12 protein-coding genes are annotated in these 21,114 nt (G+C 45.0%); all 12 read left to right on the top strand.

Annotated features, from left to right (window positions below; genetic code table 11):
* Window positions 1-5: 5 nt before the first annotated feature.
* Entirely contained in the window at window positions 6-1,238 is a 1,233-nt protein-coding gene (locus H8S63_RS04485) for a pitrilysin family protein (RefSeq protein ID WP_186925834.1), read from the top strand.
* Window positions 1,235-2,587, top strand: coding sequence for an MATE family efflux transporter (locus tag H8S63_RS04490; RefSeq protein WP_186925835.1), 1,353 nt, complete (start codon window positions 1,235-1,237; stop codon window positions 2,585-2,587). Before H8S63_RS04485 ends, H8S63_RS04490 begins: the two co-directional genes overlap by 4 nt.
* A gap of 19 nt (window positions 2,588-2,606) precedes the next feature.
* Window positions 2,607-4,934 (top strand): sensor histidine kinase, encoded by a 2,328-nt coding sequence (locus H8S63_RS04495; RefSeq protein WP_186925836.1) that lies wholly within the window; start codon window positions 2,607-2,609, stop codon window positions 4,932-4,934.
* A 42-nt stretch (window positions 4,935-4,976) separates the two neighbouring features.
* Window positions 4,977-9,488, top strand: coding sequence for a translocation/assembly module TamB domain-containing protein (locus H8S63_RS04500; RefSeq protein WP_186925837.1), 4,512 nt, complete (start codon window positions 4,977-4,979; stop codon window positions 9,486-9,488).
* A 2-nt stretch (window positions 9,489-9,490) separates the two neighbouring features.
* A complete protein-coding gene (locus H8S63_RS04505) occupies window positions 9,491-11,827 on the top strand; it encodes a BamA/TamA family outer membrane protein (RefSeq protein WP_186925838.1) in 2,337 nt (778 codons plus the stop codon).
* Window positions 11,828-11,955: 128 nt separating this feature from the next.
* The gene (locus tag H8S63_RS04510; RefSeq protein ID WP_007755846.1) at window positions 11,956-12,867 is read left to right on the top strand and encodes a hypothetical protein; all 912 of its coding nucleotides are present in this window, start codon (window positions 11,956-11,958) and stop codon (window positions 12,865-12,867) included.
* A gap of 141 nt (window positions 12,868-13,008) precedes the next feature.
* Window positions 13,009-14,967, top strand: coding sequence for an ABC-F family ATP-binding cassette domain-containing protein (locus H8S63_RS04515; RefSeq protein ID WP_032839811.1), 1,959 nt, complete (start codon window positions 13,009-13,011; stop codon window positions 14,965-14,967).
* A gap of 48 nt (window positions 14,968-15,015) precedes the next feature.
* Window positions 15,016-17,052, top strand: coding sequence for a M13 family metallopeptidase (locus tag H8S63_RS04520; protein WP_186925839.1), 2,037 nt, complete (start codon window positions 15,016-15,018; stop codon window positions 17,050-17,052).
* 151 nt (window positions 17,053-17,203) lie between these two features.
* On the top strand, window positions 17,204-18,727 hold the full coding sequence (gene purH / locus H8S63_RS04525; RefSeq protein ID WP_007764054.1) for a bifunctional phosphoribosylaminoimidazolecarboxamide formyltransferase/IMP cyclohydrolase: 1,524 nt from the start codon (window positions 17,204-17,206) through the stop codon (window positions 18,725-18,727).
* Between the two features lie 15 nt (window positions 18,728-18,742).
* Window positions 18,743-19,765: a rod shape-determining protein gene (locus tag H8S63_RS04530; protein WP_007755856.1), complete on the top strand. Its 1,023-nt coding sequence runs from the start codon at window positions 18,743-18,745 to the stop codon at window positions 19,763-19,765.
* Window positions 19,766-19,772: 7 nt separating this feature from the next.
* Window positions 19,773-20,618, top strand: coding sequence for a rod shape-determining protein MreC (gene mreC / locus H8S63_RS04535; RefSeq protein ID WP_143867563.1), 846 nt, complete (start codon window positions 19,773-19,775; stop codon window positions 20,616-20,618).
* Window positions 20,615-21,112, top strand: a complete 498-nt coding sequence (gene mreD, locus H8S63_RS04540) for a rod shape-determining protein MreD (RefSeq protein ID WP_007755858.1) — start codon at window positions 20,615-20,617, stop codon at window positions 21,110-21,112. Before mreC ends, mreD begins: the two co-directional genes overlap by 4 nt.
* Window positions 21,113-21,114: the final 2 nt, after the last annotated feature.

Here is a 21,114-nt window from a genome sequence, read left to right on the forward strand (position 1 = left end):
ATGATATGAAAATCAACAGGCATATTCTTGGCAATGGATTGCGTCTGGTGCATTCGCAGGATGAAAGTACGCAGATGGTAGCCCTTAATATATTATATAAGGTGGGAGCTCGTGATGAGCATCCCGAACATACCGGTTTCGCGCATTTGTTTGAACATTTGATGTTCGGCGGCTCGGTCAACATTCCCGATTATGATATGCCGCTCCAATTGGCGGGTGGGGAGAATAATGCCTGGACGAATAATGATATTACCAACTATTACCTCACTGTTCCCCGCCAGAATGTGGAAACCGGCTTTTGGCTGGAGTCAGATCGTATGCTGAGCCTCGATTTCAGCGAACGGAGTCTGGAAGTGCAACGGGGAGTGGTAATGGAAGAGTTTAAGCAGCGTTGCCTGAATCAGCCTTATGGAGATGTAGGACATCTCCTGAGGCCATTGGCTTACCGGTCGCACCCTTACCAATGGCCTACCATCGGTAAGGAACTGTCGCATATCGCCAATGCAACGTTGGAGGAGGTGAAAGCATTCTTTTTCCGATTTTATGCTCCGAATAATGCGATACTGGCTGTCACCGGCAACATCTCTTTCGAGGAGGCAGTGACACTGACAGAGAAATGGTTCGGCCCTATTCCCCGTCGGGAGGTTCCTCAACGGAACTTGCCGCAGGAACCGGAACAGACGGAAGAACGACGATTAACGGTAGAGCGGAATGTTCCTCTTGATGCGTTGTTCATGGGATATCATATGTGTGACCATCATCACCCTGATTACTATGCCTTTGATATCCTTTCGGATATATTAAGCAACGGGCGTTCCAGCCGCCTGAACCAGCGTCTCGTACAAGAAAGGCAGTTATTCTCAAGTATTGACGCTTATATATCCGGCAGTGTAGATGCGGGTTTGTTCCATATTGCCGGAAAGCCGTCGGCAGGCGTGGCACTGGAACAGGCGGAAGCTGCCGTTTGGGAAGAATTGGATCGCCTACAACAGGAACTTGTCAGTGAGCAGGAGTTGGAAAAAGTAAAGAACAAATTTGAGTCTACTCAGATATTCGGTAATATTAATTATTTGAATGTAGCGACTAATCTTGCCTGGTTCGAACTGCTCGGACGGGCGGAAAGCATGGAGCGGGAGGTGGAACGTTATCGTTCCGTCACTGCGGGACAGTTGCAGGCTGTAGCCCAATCGGCTTTCCGGCGGGAGAACGGGGTTATACTCTATTATAAAAGTAAATGAGAAATATTTATAGAACATACAGAGAGCATTACAAGGCATTATTCTGTCTTGGACTTCCTATTGTCATCGGACAGATAGGAGTGATCATACTTGGATTCGCAGATACGTTGATGATCGGTCACCATAGTACGGTAGAGTTGGGCGCAGCTTCTTTCGTGAATAATGTGTTTAATCTGGCTATTATTTTCAGTACGGGATTCTCGTACGGGTTGACACCTATCGTGGGAGGGCTGTATGGAACTCACCAATTTGCCCCTGCCGGACAGGCATTGCGCAATAGTTTGCTGGCCAATCTGATGGTTGCGCTTCTGCTGACTATATGTATGACGCTGTTATTCCTGAATATAGAGCGTCTTGGTCAACCGGAGGAATTGATTCCTCTGATTAAACCTTATTATCTGGTTTTACTTGCTTCTTTGGTGTTTGTTATGCTTTTCAATGGCTTCAAGCAATTTACGGATGGAATTACAGATACTAAAACAGCCATGTGGATCTTGCTTGGCGGAAATGTATTGAACATCATCGGAAACTATATTCTGATTTATGGAAAGTTCGGCTTTCCTGAATTGGGATTGTTGGGAGCAGGTATCAGTACTCTGTTTTCACGTATAGTGATGGTCGTTGTCTTTGTAATCATCTTTATGCGTAGTCCGCGCTTCATTCGTTATAAGGTCGGCTTTTTCCGTTTGGGATGGTCGCGTGTTGTTTTCAGCCGTTTGAACGGATTAGGATGGCCGGTTGCCTTTCAGATGGGAATGGAGACGGCTTCCTTCAGTCTGAGTGCCATCATGATTGGCTGGTTGGGGACGATTGCGTTAGCTTCCCATCAAGTCATGTTGGCAATTTCACAATTTACTTTTATGATGTACTACGGGATGGGAGCTGCCGTTGCTGTCCGGGTCAGTAACTTCAATGGTCAGGATGATATGGTGAATGTGCGTCGTTCCGCCTATGCCGGTTTCCATCTGATGATGGCATTGGGTGTCGTGTTGTCTTTCATTGTTTTTCTTTGTCGGAATTATCTGGGAGGTTGGTTTACTGACAGTTCTGAAGTTGCCGCTATGGTTACTTCGTTAATATTTCCTTTCCTTGTCTACCAGTTTGGCGATGGCTTGCAGATCACTTTTGCCAACGCTTTGCGTGGAATTGCAGACGTAAAACTGATGATGGTCATCGCTTTTATCGCTTATTTCATTATCTCGTTGCCCGTAGGCTATTTTTGCGGTTTCGTGATGAGATGGGGTGTTGTAGGCGTATGGATGGCGTTCCCTTTTGGACTGACAAGTGCAGGGCTGATGCTTTGGTGGCGTTTCCACTACATGACGAAACAGCTTGCCCTCCGACAATAACTTGTAATTCGTTGTTCCTATGGCTTCCTACCGTTCTACAAAACTCAAAATAACCATTGGTTACACTTTGCTACTGGCTATTCTTCTTTTCTCGTTGGTGTTTGTGCATCGTGAGATGGAAGCGTTATCGGCTGCGGACAACCAGCAGAATTTGCGTACGGATAGCTTGTTGGCCCTTCTCCATGAGAAAGACCGGAATACAATTCAAATGTTACGAGTGTTGAGCGAAGCGAACGATAGCCTTCTTTCTGCATCGGAGATTAAGGAAATTATTTCCGAACAGGATTCCGTCATTACCCACCAACGGGTACAACATCGTGTCATAACCAAACGCGATTCTCTGCTGACTGCTCCGAAGAAGAAAGGTTTCTTCAAGAGGTTAGCGGAAGTATTTGTCCCTTCCAAACAGGATAGTGCCGTACTTGTCAACACTTCTTTGGAGGTAGCTACGGATACGATTCTGGAACCTGCCACTTCTAAGGATTCCTTACAGCAAAAAATCCGTATGGCTACGGAGGAAAAACGTTTGCAACGGAAAAAGACCATCCGGCGTACCAGTACGAAGTATCAGCGGATGAATACACAGTTGACTGCAAGAATGGATAGCTTGATAAAGGGGTATGAGGAAGAAATGACTCAGCGTGCACTCCAGGATGCGGAGCAGCAACAAGCAGTAAGGATGCGTTCGGCACGTACTATTTCGGGAATCGCTATTGGGGCGGTGTTTTTGTCTGCCTTTTTCTTGATATTGATCATACGCGATATATCTCGGAGCAACCGCTATCGTCGACAACTGGAGGAAGCCAACAAGCGGGCGGAGGATTTGCTTGTCGCCCGTGAAAAGTTAATGCTTGCCATTACTCATGACTTTAAAGCACCGTTAGGCTCTATTATGGGGTATACCGAACTGCTATCCCGGTTGACTCGGGATGAACGGCAGCGTTTCTATCTTGAAAATATGAAGAGTTCTTCGGAACATCTCTTGAAGTTAGTCAGTGACCTGCTCGATTTTCATCGGCTCGACCTTAATAAAGCGGAGGTGAATCGCGTCACCTTTAATCCTTCGCAGCTATTTGATGAAATTTATATTAGTTTTGAGCCTTTGACTGCCGCCAAAGGATTGACTTTACAAAGTAATGTCGCTTCCGATTTGAATGGGAGATTTATTAGTGACCCTTTGCGTCTCCGTCAGATTGTGAACAACCTTTTATCCAATGCCGTTAAGTTCACTCAAAAAGGTAAGATAATATTGACGGCTACATACGACTCTTCAAAGTTGACAATAGCCATCGCAGATACCGGAAAAGGGATGGCTCCGTCAGACCGGGAACGCATCTTTCAGGAGTTTACCCGTTTGTCCGGTGCACAAGGTGAAGAGGGGTTCGGGCTCGGATTGTCCATCGTGAAGAAACTGGTAACTTTACTCGAAGGAGAAATTGATGTGCAAAGCACACCGGGAGAAGGAAGTTGCTTTACGGTGACTCTTCCTCTTTATCCGGTGGGGAAATCGGTAACGGAGGGTGAACTTTCGGAAAGTGATAAAGGGGAATCTATCCAAGAGCCAGCTACCATTCTTCCGATGAAGGTGATCCGTGTTCTTTTGATTGATGACGATAAAATCCAACTCAGCTTGACGGCAGCTATGCTGAAACAGCACGGCATTGATGCTGTTTGTTGCGAGCAATTGGAGGAACTTATAGAACAACTTCGCGCTTCTGTTTTTGATGTATTACTGACCGATATACAAATGCCGGCCGTCAATGGTTTTGATTTGGTGAAACTACTTCGCGCTTCCAATATTCCGCAGGCAAAAACGATCCCCGTGATTGCTGTTACTGCCCGTAGTGAGATGGATAAGGCTGCGTTGTACGAACATGGATTTGCCGGATGTCTGCATAAACCATTTACGGTAAAGGAATTGTTGCAGACGATCAATGAAGGACAATTGGTTGCGGATGAGGCGCATATCACAGAAGATATGGGGAGCGGATTGATGAATTTCTCCGCATTGACAGCCTATTCGGAGGACGACCCGGAGGCGGCGTGTTCCATTATTGAGACTTTCATCGAAGAGACAGGGAAAAATGTTGACCGGATGCAACAAGCCTTAGACAATGAAGATACGGACGCGATAGCTGCTATGGCTCATAAACTTCTTCCGCTTTTCACACTGATTGGTGCATCCGAAACAATTGCTCCTTTAAAATATTTGGAAAGTTGTCGTGGAGAGATGTTCGTTGACGAGATAAAGCAAACAACACTTACAGTGCTGGCAACGGTTCCGCATATAATTAGTGAGGCAAAAGAGTATCTTTCTTATCGTTATCCAAACCTTTTCTCAAAATAATTTGTTTACTTTGTGTCTTCAATTTACACTGACACGCTTTGTATGAAACGAAAATGGATACGATGGGTAAGCTGGATATTGCTTACTCCAATAATACTCTTTGTAATACTGATGGTATTACTTTATATTCCTCCCGTACAAAATCTTTTACGCCGGGAAGTAACTGCATACGCTTCTGAAGCAACCGGTATGCAGATTCAGGTGGAACGGATTGACCTTCGTTTTCCGCTCAATCTGTTAGTTCGTGGTGTAGAAGTCATTCAACAGCCGGATACTTTGTTGTCTTTAGAGAGCTTGAATGTGCGGGTGCAGGCGTGGCCACTTATCAAAGGAAAAGTAGAAGTCGATGAAGTTACACTAAATCAGGTTGCAGTCAATTCCGCAGGTCTGATAGAGGGAATGAAGATAAAAGGTGTCTTGGGACGTTTCTTTCTGCAGAGTCATGGGGTGGATTTATCCAATGAAATAGCGATTATTAATCAGGTCGATTTATCAGACACCCATGTCCAATTGGTAATGAACGACACCACGACCGCTCCTAAAGACACGACCGCTTCCGCTCCTGTCAATTGGAAAGTAGACCTTCATCAGTTGAATTTGGGAAATGTGTCATTCAGTATGCAGCTTCCGGCTGATTCCATGCGTATGGCAGCCTACATCGGCGAAGCGTCTGTAAATGATGCGCAAGCGGATCTGAAGAATCAGTTTTATAGCTTGAAACAATTCCTGTTGTCGGGAGGCTCTGCCAATTATGATACCGGAGCTGCTAAACCGGTCGAAGGCTTCGATGCTTCTCATATTGCGGTCCGTGATATCCGGATCGGTTTGGACTCCTTATTATATAAAGGTAGGAATATGAATGCCGTGCTCCGTGAATTTTCAATGAATGAACGTTCGGGACTGAGCATTACCTCGTTGGCGGGCAGGGTTTATTCTAATGATTCAATTATTTGTGTTCCGGGCTTAAAGCTGCAGACTCCTCATTCTGAAATTGATTTGTCTGCCCATACGTATTGGGAACTTGTCAACATCCCTACTACGGGACGTTTGTCCGCCAATCTCAACGCATACATCGGTAAAGAGGATGTTATGCTGTTTACGGGTGGGCTGCCGGATAGTTTCAAAGAAGCCTATCCTTTCCGTCCTCTTGTTATTCGTGCGGGTACGGACGGTAATCTGAAAGAGATGCAGATTTCGCGCTTTACGGTAGATTTGCCGGGAGCATTTTCTTTAGAGGGTGGTGGGCTTCTTGAAAATCTGGCGGACAGTATCACGCGCTCGGGAACGGTCGGGTTGAAGATGACTACCCAGAATCTGAACTTCCTGACTGCTTTGTCCGGTGAGGCTCCCAATGGGACTATTGTAATTCCCGATAGTATGGACATGGCTGCGAAGGTTGATATAAACGGTCCTGCATATAAGGCCAATTTGAAACTGAGAGAAAGAGAGGGTACTATAGATATGGACGCGGCATTGAATACGCTCACCGAGGTCTACAAGGCAGACTTAAAAATAAACAACCTTCAACTGCATAATTTCCTACCGAAAGATTCAATTTATGAACTTTCACTTTCGGCTGACGCTGAAGGGCGAGGACTGGATGTGACGTCCTATCGTTCTTTTGCCAAATTGAATCTGTCGTTAGATCAGCTTCATTATGCCCAATATCATCTCTCGAATGTTGATTTGACTGGAGCTTTGAAAGGGGCATTGGTAACAGCCCGTCTGACCAGTGACAATGCTTTGCTGAAGATGACGACTGAGGCCGAATATAACTTGGCACACAGTTATCCCGATGGAAAAGTGACAATGGATGTCACTCAATTGGATTTGCATGAGTTGGGATTAATGCCGCAGCCGATGAAACATCCGCTTGCTTTTAACTTTTCTGCGGAAGCCCGCCAGAATCGGGTGTTTACCCATTTGGTGTCCGGAGATATGAAACTCAACTTGAGTGCACGTTCCGGGGTGGAACCGTTGATTCGGCAGTCTACTCATTTTGTGGATGTGCTGATGAGACAAATTGATGAAAAAGCATTGGACCATGCCGAATTGCGTGAAGCCTTGCCCACTGCTATACTCTCTTTCTCAGCAGGTAAAGAGAATCCGTTAGCCTATTTCCTGGCTACTCAGAACATATCCTATCAGGATGCATCCATGAAGTTTGGAACCGCTCCGGACTGGGGTATTAATGGTAAGGCTGCCATTCATACATTGAAGGTCGATACTTTGCAACTGGATACCATATTCTTTACTGTCAAGCAAGATACTACCTCCATGAAGCTGCGTGCCGGAGTGATTAACGGACCGAAGAATCCGCAGTTCTCTTTCTCGACTGCTATTACGGGAGAAATTCGTGACCGGGATGCGGAGTTGCTGGTCGATTATAAAAACGAAAAAGGAGAAACAGGCGTACTGTTGGGTGTCAACGCCCGTCCTTTATTTGAAGGACACGGAAAAGGCAACGGTATTGCTTTTACCTTAATCCCGGAAAACCCGATTATCGCTTTCCAGAAATTCCATTTCAATGAGAAGCATAACTGGATCTATCTGCACAAGAATATGCGTGTATATGCCAATGTGGATATGTGGGATGATGAAGGGATGGGTTTCCGTATTCATTCCGTTCCGGGAGATACCGTGTCTTTACAGAATATCGATGTTGAAATCCGGAGAATTCGTTTGGCGGAGCTTAGCAGTGTACTTCCCTATTTCCCGGAGATAACCGGACTGTTCTCTGCGGAAGCTCATTATGTACAGACGGAAAAGGACCTTCAACTGTCTGCGGAGTTGTCTATCGATGAGTTAACATACGAACGGCAACGTATTGGAGATGTTACGCTGGGGGCTACATGGCTACCGGGCGAGCAGGGAAAACAGTATCTGAATGCGTACTTGAATCACGACCAAGTGGAAGTATTGCTGGCGGATGGTAAGTTGATACCTACCGGGACGGGGAAAGACAGCTTGGAGGTGAATACGGAGCTGGATCATTTCCCGCTTCGGGTAGCTAATGTGTTTGTTCCCGATCAGATGGTCACTTTATCGGGCGATTTGGATGGTAATCTGAAAATAACGGGCAGTACCGAACAACCTCTGATTAACGGAGAACTGTCATTGGATAGTGTAGCTGTTCTTTCCCGACAGTATGGTGCTCGTTTTATGTTCGATAATCGTCCGGTGCAGATAAATAATAACCGTCTGTTATTTGATAAATTCGCAATTTACACTACATCGAAAAATCCGTTTACGATTGATGGCTATGTAGATTTCCGCGATATGAGTCGTCCGATGGCAAATCTGAATATGCTTGCGCAGAATTATACGCTTCTGGATGCTAAGCGTACCCGTGAAAGTTTGGTTTATGGAAAGGTATTTGCCGATTTCCGTGCAACAGTAAAGGGACCTTTGGATGGATTGAATATGCGGGGAAACATCAGTCTGCTGGGTAATACAGATGTTTCGTATATACTGACAGACTCACCGTTGACAGTACAGGATCGTCTGGGTAGTTTGGTCACTTTTACTTCGTTTAGCGATACTACTACAGTTGTCCGTCAGGAAGTGCCGACAGTTTCTTTAGGCGGTCTGGACATGGTTATGATGGTTCATATTGATCCTTCCGTCCGTTTGAAAGTAGATTTGGATGCGAGCAATGACAATCGTATCGAACTGGAAGGGGGAGGTGACCTTTCCATGAAATATACTCCGCAGGGTGACTTGACCCTGACAGGACGTTATACCTTGAGCGGTGGTTTGATGAAATATGCTTTGCCGGTGATTGCAGCCAAAGAGTTTGCCATAGATAACGGCAGTTACGTAGAATGGACAGGCAATCCGATGGACCCGATGTTGAACTTTAAGGCGACCGACCGTATCCGCGCTTCCGTATCCGAAGGAGAGAATGGTGGAACACGTACGGTTAATTTCGATGTTTCCATTGTAATCAAGAACCGGTTGGATAATCTTTCGTTTGCATTTGATGTGTCGGCTCCCGAAGACGCGACCATACAAAATGAACTTACAGCTATGGGGGCGGAAGAACGTGGCAAGCAGGCGCTTTATATCATGGTGATGAAAACCTATCTCGGTACCGGACCGATTGGCGGTGGAGGTGGTGGAGTAGGCAAGCTGAATATGGGGTCTGCCTTGAATTCCGTGTTGAGTAGTCAGATTAACTCGTTGATGGGCAATTTGAAGAATGCAAGTGTCTCGGTGGGTATCGAAGATCATGATCTTTCAGATACTGGTGGTAAGCGTACGGATTACAGCTTCCGTTACTCGCAACGTCTCTTCAATAACCGGTTCCAGATCGTTATTGGCGGTAAGGTATCTACGGGTGAGAATGCGACGAATAATGCCGAGTCATTCATCGACAATATCTCTTTGGAATACCGTCTGGATAGGACAGGAACCCGCTATGTCCGTCTGTTCTACGATAAGAACTATGAGAGTGTGCTCGAAGGCGAGATTACGGAGACCGGAGTCGGTCTGGTACTTCGCAAGAAACTGGATAAACTCAGTGAACTGTTCATCTTTAAGAAAAAGAAGTAAGAATGAAAGGAATATATAGTAACATATTAACAGGCTGTCTGATTGGTATCATGTTGTTTTCGGGGTGTTCGGTGACGAAGCATTTGCCCGAAGACGAAATACTCTATACCGGGAACAAAACGGTTATTCAGAATAAATCGAACACTTCGGTAGGTCAGACGGCATTGACCGAGATAGAAGCGGCGCTTGACAAGGCTCCGAGTACGAAAATTCTGTTTCTGCCCATTCCTTTTAAGATGTGGATGTACAATGATTTTGTGAAGTACAAGAAAGGATTCGGGAAATGGATGTTCAACCGTTTTGCAGCCAATCCTCCTGTTTTTATTTCTACTGTCAATCCGGAGGTGCGCATCAAAGTCGCCACCAATCTGTTGCATGATTATGGCTATTTCAATGGAAAAGTAACTTACGAAACATTGGCGGATAAGAAGGATAGCTTGAAAGCCGGTATTCTTTACACGGTGGATATGAAGAATCCCTATTTCATAGATACGGTGTATTATGAGCGTTTCACTCCGCAGACATTGCGGATTATGGAGCGGGGACGCAGGTATTCCTATATAAGTCCCGGCGAACAATTCAATGTTGTGGACCTGGATGACGAGCGTACACGTATCAGTACGTTGTTGCGTAACCGGGGATACTTCTATTTCCGTCCCGACTATATGACTTATCAGGCGGATACCACCTTAGTGCCCGGCGGGCATATCAGCCTCCGGATGATTCCCGTACCCGGTTTGCCTGCTGCTGCGCAACGTCCTTATTATGTAGGCAATGGCTCTGTTTATCTGTTTGGAAAGAATGGAGAATCCCCGAATGACAGCATGATGTATAAGAACCTGAATATTCACTATTATAAGAAGTTGCAGGTTCGTCCCAATATGCTTTATCGTTGGTTGAATTATCAACAGTTTGTACGTAATGCACAGATGCGTGCTTCCAATCGTACTAGGCTTTACAGTCAATACAGGCAAGAGCAGGTTCAGGAAAAGTTAAGCCAGTTGGGTATATTCAGCTATTTGGATATACAATATGCTCCTAAGGACACGACAGCAGTTTGTGATACGCTGAATGTGAGTGTACAAGCCACTTTTGCCAAGCCACTGGATGCCGAGTTGGAGTTGAACGTAGTAACTAAGAGCAACGATCAGACCGGTCCCGGTGCTGCTTTTGGTGTTACCCGTAACAACGTTTTCGGTGGTGGAGAAAGCTGGAATGTAAAGCTTAAAGGCTCTTATGAGTGGCAGACTGGAGGTGGAGAGAAAAGTTCTTTGATGAACAGTTGGGAGATGGGACTTTCCACATCACTGACTTTTCCCAGAGTTGTGTTCCCACGTTGGGGCAAAATGGAATTTGACTTTCCGGCAACCACAACTTTCCGGTTGTATATCGATCAGTTGAACCGTGCGAGATATTATAAATTGTTGTCATTCGGTGGAAATGCGACATATGATTTCCAGCCGACACGTATAAGCCGTCATAGTATCACTCCTTTCAAATTGACATTCAACGTCCTGCAACATCAGTCGGAAGAGTTTAAGGAGATCGCTCAGGAGAATCCGGCATTGTATATCAGTTTGAAAGACCAGTTTATTCCTGCTATGGAATACACGTATACGTATGACAATGCTTCGACGCGGAGAATAAAGAATCCTATCTGGTGGCAATCTACAGTGACTTCTGCCGGAAATCTGACCTCAGTGATCTATCGTGCTTTCGGTCAGCCTTTTAATAAAGAAAATAAACGATTGCTGAATGTTCCTTTTGCACAATTCGTGAAGTTGAATACGGAATTCCGTCATTTATGGAATATTGATAAGAATAACAGAATAGCGTCCCGTGTGGCATTGGGAGCACTTTTCTCTTATGGAAATGCTACGATAGCTCCTTATAGCGAACAGTTTTATGTCGGAGGTGCTAACAGTATCCGTGCTTTTACGGTGCGTAGCATAGGTCCCGGTGGATATCATCCGGCGGAAAGTCGTTATTCTTACCTCGATCAGACAGGTACATTCCGCTTTGAGGCAAATGTGGAATATCGTTTCCGTATTTATAAAAGTATTTGGGGGGCCACTTTCCTGGATGCGGGAAATGTCTGGCTGATGCGTAAAGATGAGGCTCGTCCGAATTCACAACTCGAACTGAAGACTTTCCCGAAACAGATTGCTTTGGGTACAGGTGTCGGTTTCCGTTATGATATGGATATTCTTGTGTTCCGTCTCGATTTCGGTGTACCTTTGCATCTGCCTTACGATACGGATAGAAGTGGGTATTACAATGTTACCGGAGCCTTTATGAAAAATCTGGGAATACATTTTGCTATCGGTTATCCCTTCTAATGAATGATTTTTGTACGATTTTGGTAAATAATGATTGATAATTGTCCTGTCGGATTCAACTATTTTTGTACTTTTGCAACGAAATCTGATGCCGTTGACATCACTAACCTTTTAATATTACACAATTTATGAAACCAACTTTATTCTTATTGGCAGCCGGTATGGGCAGCCGCTATGGAGGCTTGAAACAATTGGACGGTCTGGGGCCTAATGGCGAAACTATTATGGATTATTCAATCTATGACGCTATTAATGCCGGATTCGGCAAACTTGTATTTGTAATCCGCAAAGACTTTGAACAGGATTTCCGTGAGAAAATTATTTCCAAATATGAAGGTCATATTCCTTGCGAGCTTGTATTTCAAGCGTTGGATGCTCTTCCCGAAGGTTTTACTTGTCCGGCAGACCGTACAAAACCCTGGGGTACTAACCATGCGGTAATGATGGGTGCCGATGTGATTAAAGAACCGTTTGCGGTAATTAACTGTGATGACTTTTATGGTCGCGATTCTTTCCAGGTGATGGGTAAATATCTGGCTGCTCTTCCCGAAGGTTCGAAAAATGTTTATTCAATGGTAGGCTTCCGCGTAGGAAATACCTTGAGCGAAAGCGGTACGGTATCTCGTGGAATCTGTAGCACAGATGCGAAAGGATTGCTGACTTCTGTTGTAGAACGTACGAAGATTCAACGCTTGGACGGTGAAGTGAAATATATCGATGATAATGGTGAATGGACTGCTACCCCCGACACAACTCCGGTAAGTATGAATTTCTGGGGTTTCACTCCCGATTACTTCGCTTACAGCGAGGAGTTCTTTAAAACTTTCCTGAGCGATCCGAAGAACATGGAAAATCTGAAGAGCGAATTCTTCATTCCATTGATGGTGGATAAATTGATTAATGACGGAACCGCTACTGTTGAAGTGTTGGATACTACTAGCAAATGGTTCGGTGTTACTTATCCGGAAGATCGCCAAAGCGTAGTAGACAAGATTCAGGCATTGGTAGATGCCGGTGAATATCCTGCTAAATTGTTCTAAAGAGGGGCTTAGATTAAGATAGGAAGCAGTCATTCGTTCAGAATGGCTGCTTTTTTGTTTTTGATAACGGATGATACTGACATTTATACAATAATTATTCATTATCTTTGCAGTCCAAAATCTTATAAATCAGAGACAGAAGTGATTTCAGTAGAAGGATTATCAGTAGAATTTAATGCGACACCCCTTTTTGAGGATGTCAGTTATGTTATCAATAAGAAAGACCGCATTGCGTTAGTCGGCAAGAATGGTGCGGGCAAATCGACCATGTTGAAGATATTGGCAGGTTTACAATCGCCGACACATGGAGTTGTAGCTACTCCGAAAGATGTAACTATCGGATATTTGCCTCAGGTCATGATTCTTTCCGACAACCGGACGGTGATGGGAGAAGCGGAACAGGCATTCGAACATATTTTTGAACTTCAGGCGAAGTTGGAACGAATGAATCAGGAACTGGCTGAACGGACAGACTATGATTCGGAAGAATACCATCAGTTGATAGACCGTTTCACGCATGAGAACGACCGCTTCCTAATGATGGGGGGCACGAACTATCAGGCGGAAATCGAACGGACACTTCTCGGACTGGGATTCAGCCGTGAGGATTTTGATCGTCCTACTTCAGAGTTTTCCGGTGGTTGGCGTATGCGTATCGAATTGGCAAAATTGTTGTTGCGCCGTCCGGATGTGCTGCTACTCGACGAGCCGACCAATCATCTTGATATCGAAAGTATCCAATGGCTGGAAAATTTCCTGGCAATTCGTGCCAATGCTGTCGTACTAGTCAGCCATGACCGCGCTTTCTTGAACAACGTAACCACACGTACTATCGAAATTACCTGTGGACAGATTTATGATTACAAAGTGAAGTATGACGAATTTGTTGTCTTGCGCAAGGAACGTCGCGAACAGCAGCTCCGCGCTTACGAGAATCAACAGAAACAGATACAGGATACGGAAGATTTCATTGAACGCTTCCGCTATAAAGCAACTAAAGCCGTGCAGGTACAAAGCCGCATCAAGCAATTGGAAAAGATAGAGCGTATTGAAGTGGACGAAGAAGACAACTCCTCACTTCGCTTGAAATTTCCTCCTGCCAGCCGTAGCGGAAACTATCCGGTGATTTGCGAAGACGTGCGCAAAGCGTATGGTAATCATGTTGTTTTTCATGATGTAAATCTCACTATCAATCGGGGAGAGAAAGTAGCTTTTGTCGGTAAGAACGGTGAAGGTAAATCTACATTGGTGAAATGTATAATGGGTGAGATTGACTTTGACGGCAAACTGACCATCGGTCATAATGTTCAGATCGGTTATTTTGCACAGAATCAGGCACAGATGTTGGATGAAAATCTGACGGTGTTTGATACCATAGACCGGGTAGCAACGGGAGATATCCGTTTGAAGATACGGGATATTTTGGGTGCCTTCATGTTTGGCGGCGAAGCTTCGGACAAGAAAGTCAAAGTCCTTTCCGGTGGAGAACGTACCCGATTGGCAATGATCAAACTTCTTCTTGAACCTGTAAACTTCCTGATTCTTGACGAACCGACCAATCACTTGGATATGCGTTCAAAGGATGTGTTGAAAGAAGCGATCCGTGAATTTGACGGCACAGTCATTCTTGTCAGTCACGACCGTGATTTTTTGGACGGACTTGCGACTAAAGTATATGAGTTCGGTGGAGGAATGGTGAAAGAGCATCTCGGAGGTATTTATGAATTTCTGCAAAAGAAAAAGATAGATAGCCTGAATGAACTTCAAAAAGGCGCCGGATTGTCTGCTTCTCCTACGGCAACAGCCAAAGGAAATGGAGAACAGGAAGCTGTGCAACCTTCGGAAAACAAACTTTCTTATGAGGCACAGAAAGAGTTGAATAAGAAGATTAAGAAACTCGAACGTCAGGTAGCGGACTGTGAAGCCTCGATAGAAGAGACGGAAGCCGCGATTGCCATTGTGGAAGAGAAGATGGCGACTCCGGAAGGGGCTTCGGATATGCAGCTATATGAACGCCATCAGAAACTGAAACAACAGTTGGACACAATCGTTGAAGAGTGGGAACGGGTGTCGATGGAACTGGAAGAAGTGAAAGGCTAGGGTCTTCCTTCGCATAACATGATAATTCTATAATATATTATATTGAGTATGAAAGTAACCAAGTATTTACCAATTCTTGCGGTATGCCTTATGACAACAGGATGTAACAGTAAGAAAGAGGCCGTACTGACGTCCGGTATCGACCTTGCTAATCTGGATACCACGGCTGTGCCGGGTACAAGTTTTTATCAATATGCGTGTGGCGGTTGGGTGAAAGATCACCCGTTGACTGACGAATATTCCCGTTTCGGAACATTCGATATGTTGCGTGAGAACAGCCGTGAACAATTGAAATCCCTGATTGCCGAACTGGCCGCAAAGACGGACAATGCTCCGGGAAGCGCTGCTCAGAAAGTTGGCGACCTTTACAACATCGCAATGGACAGTGTGAAGTTGAACCAGGAGGGAGTAGCTCCGATTAAAGACGAATTGGCCGCTATCGATGCGCTGAAAGACAAGAACGAAATCTACGCATACATTGCCGAAAGTCAGAAGAAAGGTATACGGCCTTACTTTACGATGTTTGTCGGTGCGGATGATATGAACAGTTCGATGAATATAGTACAGACCTATCAGGGTGGTATCGGAATGGGACAACGCGATTATTATCTGGAAGAAGACGAACAGACTACCAACATCCGTAACAAATATCAGGAACACATCGCCAAAATGTTCCGGTTGGCAGGTTATGATGAGGCTACTGCACAGAAAGCGGTAAAAGCTGTAATGAACATTGAAACCCGTTTGGCTAAAGCGGCCCGTTCACAAGTGGAATTGCGTGATCCTCATGCCAATTATAATAAGATGGATATGGAAACGCTGAAAAAGAACATCCCGACTTTCGACTGGGATACTTATTTCGCTGTTTCAGGTTTGAAAGACCTGAAGGAAGTGAACATAGGTCAGCCTGCCGCTATGAAAGAAGTTGCCGATGTGATTAACACTGTATCATTGGACGATCAGAAATTGTACTTGCAATGGGGCTTGATAGATGCTGCCGCTTCATATCTTAGCGATGACTTTGAAGCTCAGAACTTCGATTTTTATAGTAGGACGATGTCCGGTAAGAAAGAAATGCAGCCTCGTTGGAAGCGTTCGGTAAGTACGGTAGACGCTGTTCTCGGTGAAGTGGTAGGACAGATGTATGTAGAAAAATACTTTCCGGCTGCTGCAAAAGAGCGTATGGTTACCTTAGTGAAGAATCTGCAAACTTCTTTGGGCGAACGTATCAAGGCGCTGGAATGGATGAGCGAACCGACTAAGGTGAAAGCATTGGAGAAACTGGATGCTTTTCATGTAAAGATCGGTTATCCGGACAAGTGGAAAGATTATTCGGCTTTGGAGATTAAGAACGATTCTTATTGGGCGAATATCGAGCGTGCCAGTCAATGGGATTACAATGAAATGATTGCCAAAGCCGGTCAGCCGGTAGATAAGGATGAATGGTTGATGACACCGCAGACTGTTAATGCTTATTACAATCCTACTACCAATGAAATCTGCTTCCCCGCAGCTATCCTGCAGCCGCCATTCTTCGATATGAACGCCGATGATGCAATGAATTACGGTGCTATCGGAGTCGTTATCGGGCATGAGATGACACATGGATTCGACGATCAGGGACGCCAATATGACAAAGACGGAAACCTGAAAGAGTGGTGGACGGAAGAGGATGCTGAAAAGTTCAAGGAACGTGCCCAAGTAATGGTGAACTTCTTTGACAGTATTGAAGTAGCTCCCGGTGTGCATGCCAACGGTCAGTTGACTTTGGGTGAAAATATTGCCGATCATGGCGGTCTGCAAGTTTCTTTCCAGGCTTTCAAGAACGCGACAGCTAATGCACCGCTTGAAACAGTAGACGGATTTACTCCCGAACAACGTTTCTTCCTTGCTTATGCTAATGTATGGGCAGGAAATATCCGTCCGGAAGAAATTCTCCGATTGACAAAACTCGATCCTCACTCATTAGGCAAATGGCGTGTAGACGGTGCACTTCCTCATATTGGAAACTGGTACGAAGCATTCAATATTACTGAGCAGGATCCTATGTTCGTGGCTAAAGACAAACGGGTGTCCATCTGGTAATAGTTTTTGAACAAAAATATACTTTGCGAAGAAGCGTTGATTTTCCGTTTGAGAGAGTCAACGCTTTTTTTTATTAATTCACACCTTATTTATTACGTACGATAAACAATATTTCGTAACTTTGCACACCAAATACTTAATAAGCAATTCAATGTCAGAGTCTAAAAGAATAAAAACTGCATTGGTATCTGTATACCACAAAGAAGGTTTGGATGAAATTATTACCAAACTTCATGAAGAAGGAGTAGAGTTCTTGTCAACAGGAGGAACTCGTCAGTTTATTGAATCATTGGGATATCCTTGTAAGGCAGTGGAAGATTTGACCACTTACCCTTCTATTCTCGGTGGTCGGGTAAAGACATTACATCCGAAAATATTCGGAGGTATTCTTTGTCGTCGCGGGCTGGAGCAAGATCTGCAACAGATTGAAAAGTATGAAATCCCTGAAATAGATTTAGTCATTGTTGACCTGTATCCGTTTGAAGCTACCGTAGCTTCCGGTGCATCCGAAGCAGATATTATTGAGAAAATCGATATAGGCGGAATCTCTCTGATTCGTGCCGCAGCCAAGAACTACAACGACGTAATTATCGTTGCTTCTCAGGCACAATACAAACCGTTGCTGGATATGTTGATGGAGCACGGCGCCACTTCCTCACTCGAAGAACGCCGTTGGATGGCAAAAGAAGCGTTTGCCGTTTCTTCTCACTACGATTCAGCGATCTTCAATTATTTTGATGCAGGCGAAGGTTCTGCTTTCCGTTGCTCTGTCAATAGCCAAAAACAACTTCGTTATGGTGAGAACCCGCATCAGAAGGGCTATTTCTACGGAAATCTGGAAGCGATGTTCGACCAGATTCACGGAAAGGAAATCTCTTATAATAATCTTCTCGATATCAACGCTGCCGTTGATTTGATTGATGAATTTGACGACCTCACTTTCGCTATTCTGAAGCATAATAACGCTTGCGGTCTGGCTTCACGGTCTACTGTGCTGGATGCATGGAAAGATGCATTGGCCGGTGATCCTGTTTCCGCTTTCGGAGGCGTGTTGATTACAAATGGGGTTGTTGATAAAGAAGCAGCCGAAGAAATCAACAAGATTTTCTTTGAAGTGATTATCGCACCGGATTATGATGTGGACGCACTCGAAATCCTTGGACAGAAAAAGAACCGCATCATTCTCGTTCGCAAGGAAGCCAAATTGCCGAAGAAGCAATTCCGTGCTTTGCTGAATGGCGTATTGGTGCAGGATAAAGATACTAATATTGAAACGGTAGCCGACCTCAAAACCGTAACAGACAAAGCTCCTACTCCGGAAGAGGTGGAAGATATGTTGTTTGCCAACAAGATTGTGAAGAACAGTAAGTCAAACGCTATTGTATTGGCAAAAGGCAAGCAGCTTCTCGCAAGCGGTGTCGGACAGACCTCACGTGTAGATGCATTGAAACAAGCAATTGAAAAAGCTAAGTCATTCGGATTCGACTTGAATGGCGCGGTAATGGCTTCGGATGCCTTCTTCCCTTTCCCCGATTGTGTGGAAATTGCGGATAAGGAAGGTATTACGGCAGTAATCCAACCGGGCGGCTCGGTAAAAGATGATTTGTCTTTTGCTTATTGCAATGAGCATGGCATGGCGATGGTGACTACCGGTATCCGTCATTTTAAACACTAAAAATAATAATTAAGAATGGGATTGTTCTCTTTTACACAAGAAATAGCGATGGACTTGGGTACAGCCAATACCATCATCATCACGAACGGGAAAATCGTGGTGGATGAGCCTTCGGTTGTGGCTTTGGACCGTCGTACGGATAAGATGATAGCCGTGGGGGAAAAGGCGAAGTTGATGCACGAAAAGACCCACGAAAACATACGCACTATCCGTCCGTTGAGAGATGGTGTGATTGCCGACTTCTACGCTTGCGAGCAGATGATGCGCGGTTTGATTAAGCGGGTGAATACACGCAATCACTTATTCTCACCCTCTCTTCGTATGGTGATCGGTGTTCCTTCGGGAAGTACGGAAGTTGAACTCCGTGCCGTTCGTGACTCTGCCGAACATGCCGGCGGACGGGATGTCTATCTGATCTTCGAACCGATGGCTGCGGCTATTGGTATCGGCATTGACGTAGAGGCTCCGGAAGGGAATATGATTGTGGACATAGGTGGTGGTTCTACGGAAATTGCCGTTATTTCTTTGGGAGGTATTGTTTCCAACAACTCCATCCGTGTGGCGGGTGATGATCTGACGGAAGACATCCGTGAATACATGAGCCGTCAGCATAACGTGAAAGTCAGCGAACGTATGGCGGAACGTATCAAGATAAATGTGGGCGCTGCCTTAACCGAATTGGGTGAAGGAGCTCCGGAAGATTATATCGTTCACGGTCCTAACCGTATCACGGCTCTTCCGATGGAGGTACCTGTATGCTATCAGGAAGTGGCTCACTGTCTGGAAAAATCAATCTCGAAAATAGAAACGGCTATCTTGAGTGCGTTGGAAAGTACACCTCCTGAACTTTATGCTGATATTGTGCACAACGGTATCTATCTTTCCGGTGGTGGCGCATTGCTTCGTGGGTTGGATAAGCGACTGACTGATAAGATCAATATTCCTTTCCACATTGCGGAAGATCCTTTGCACGCTGTAGCTAAAGGCACGGGAGTTGCATTAAAGAATGTAGATCGTTTCTCTTTCTTAATGAGATAACTCAGGGATGCGGAATTTAATAAACTTCCTTCTGAAATACAATTACTGGTTCCTCTTTATCTTATTAGAGGTAGCCAGTTTTGTTTTGTTATTTCGGTTCAACCGTTATCAGCAGAGTGCTTTTTTCACTTCTGCCAATACGGTTGTGGGGGCGGTTTATGATGTGTCGGGAGGCATTTCCTCTTACTTTCATTTGAAATCGGTCAATGAGGATTTACTGGACCGGAATATGTTGCTCGAACAGCAGATCTCCAATCTGGAGAAAGCGTTGAAAGAACGCCAGGTGGACTCTATTACCATTAACAGTGTCCGGCAGATGCCTCAAAGTGACTATCAGCTGTTCAAGGCTCATGTGATAAAAAACAGTCTGACACTGCCCGATAACTATATCACGCTCGACAAAGGTTCTTCCTCCGGCATTCGCTCTGAGATGGGAGTGATAGACGGTAACGGAATTGTAGGTATCGTGTATGAAACTTCTCCATCTTATTCGGTGGTGATTTCTGTACTGAACAGCAAGTCCAATATAAGTTGCAAGATTATAGGCAGTGATTATTTCGGCTATCTGAAATGGGAACATGGAGATTCGCGTTACGCTTATCTGAAAGACCTGCCCCGTCATGCGGAATTCAATTTGGGCGATACCGTAGTGACCAGCGGATTCTCGACCGTATTCCCGGAAGGCATTATGGTAGGTACGGTGGATGATATGTCCGACTCTAATGACGGGTTGTCCTACCTGCTGAAAATCAAGCTGGCTACCGATTTCGGAAAGCTCGGCGATGTCCGTGTGATAGCCCGGAATGGGCAGGAAGAGCAGAAGAAACTTGAAAATAAGGTAACGAAAGAATGATTATCACCTATATACATAGAATCGGATGGTTTATCGGCTTGGTGCTTCTTCAAGTGCTTATCCTGAATAATGTCCATATAGCAGGTTATGCTACTCCTTTTCTTTATATTTATTTTATCCTAAAGTTTGACTCCGGCACTTCGCGGAATGAGTTGATGTTGTGGGCTTTCTTTTTCGGACTGACTATCGATGTATTTGCTGATACTCCGGGAATGAATGCGGCTGCGACGGTGCTGCTTGCTTTTCTCCGTCCTTCTTTACTGCGACTGTTCACACCTCGCGATAATCTGGATAGCTTCATCCCGTCTTTCAAGACGATAGGGATTACTCCTTTTCTTAAGTATACGACTGCAAGTGTTTTTGTACATAGCCTGGCGTTACTCTCCATTGAGTTCTTCTCGTTTTCCAGTATTTGGCTGTTGCTGCTGCGGGTGTTACTTTGCACCATTCTGACTGTAACCTGTATTGTAGCTGTTGAAGGCATAAGGAAGTAAAA

Origin of the sequence: Bacteroides sp. NSJ-39 (genome assembly GCF_014287315.1) — a bacterium.
Lineage (GTDB): Bacteria > Bacteroidota > Bacteroidia > Bacteroidales > Bacteroidaceae > Bacteroides > Bacteroides finegoldii.

Coding starts and splice junctions, on each gene's coding strand:
- mreC (WP_143867563.1), top strand. CDS start 19,773: ATGCGGAATTTAATAAACTTCCTTCTGAAATACAATTACTGGTTCCTC.
- H8S63_RS04490 (WP_186925835.1), top strand. CDS start 1,235: ATGAGAAATATTTATAGAACATACAGAGAGCATTACAAGGCATTATTC.
- H8S63_RS04520 (WP_186925839.1), top strand. CDS start 15,016: ATGAAAGTAACCAAGTATTTACCAATTCTTGCGGTATGCCTTATGACA.
- H8S63_RS04505 (WP_186925838.1), top strand. CDS start 9,491: ATGAAAGGAATATATAGTAACATATTAACAGGCTGTCTGATTGGTATC.
- purH (WP_007764054.1), top strand. CDS start 17,204: ATGTCAGAGTCTAAAAGAATAAAAACTGCATTGGTATCTGTATACCAC.
- mreD (WP_007755858.1), top strand. CDS start 20,615: ATGATTATCACCTATATACATAGAATCGGATGGTTTATCGGCTTGGTG.
- H8S63_RS04510 (WP_007755846.1), top strand. CDS start 11,956: ATGAAACCAACTTTATTCTTATTGGCAGCCGGTATGGGCAGCCGCTAT.
- H8S63_RS04485 (WP_186925834.1), top strand. CDS start 6: ATGAAAATCAACAGGCATATTCTTGGCAATGGATTGCGTCTGGTGCAT.
- H8S63_RS04495 (WP_186925836.1), top strand. CDS start 2,607: ATGGCTTCCTACCGTTCTACAAAACTCAAAATAACCATTGGTTACACT.
- H8S63_RS04500 (WP_186925837.1), top strand. CDS start 4,977: ATGAAACGAAAATGGATACGATGGGTAAGCTGGATATTGCTTACTCCA.
- H8S63_RS04530 (WP_007755856.1), top strand. CDS start 18,743: ATGGGATTGTTCTCTTTTACACAAGAAATAGCGATGGACTTGGGTACA.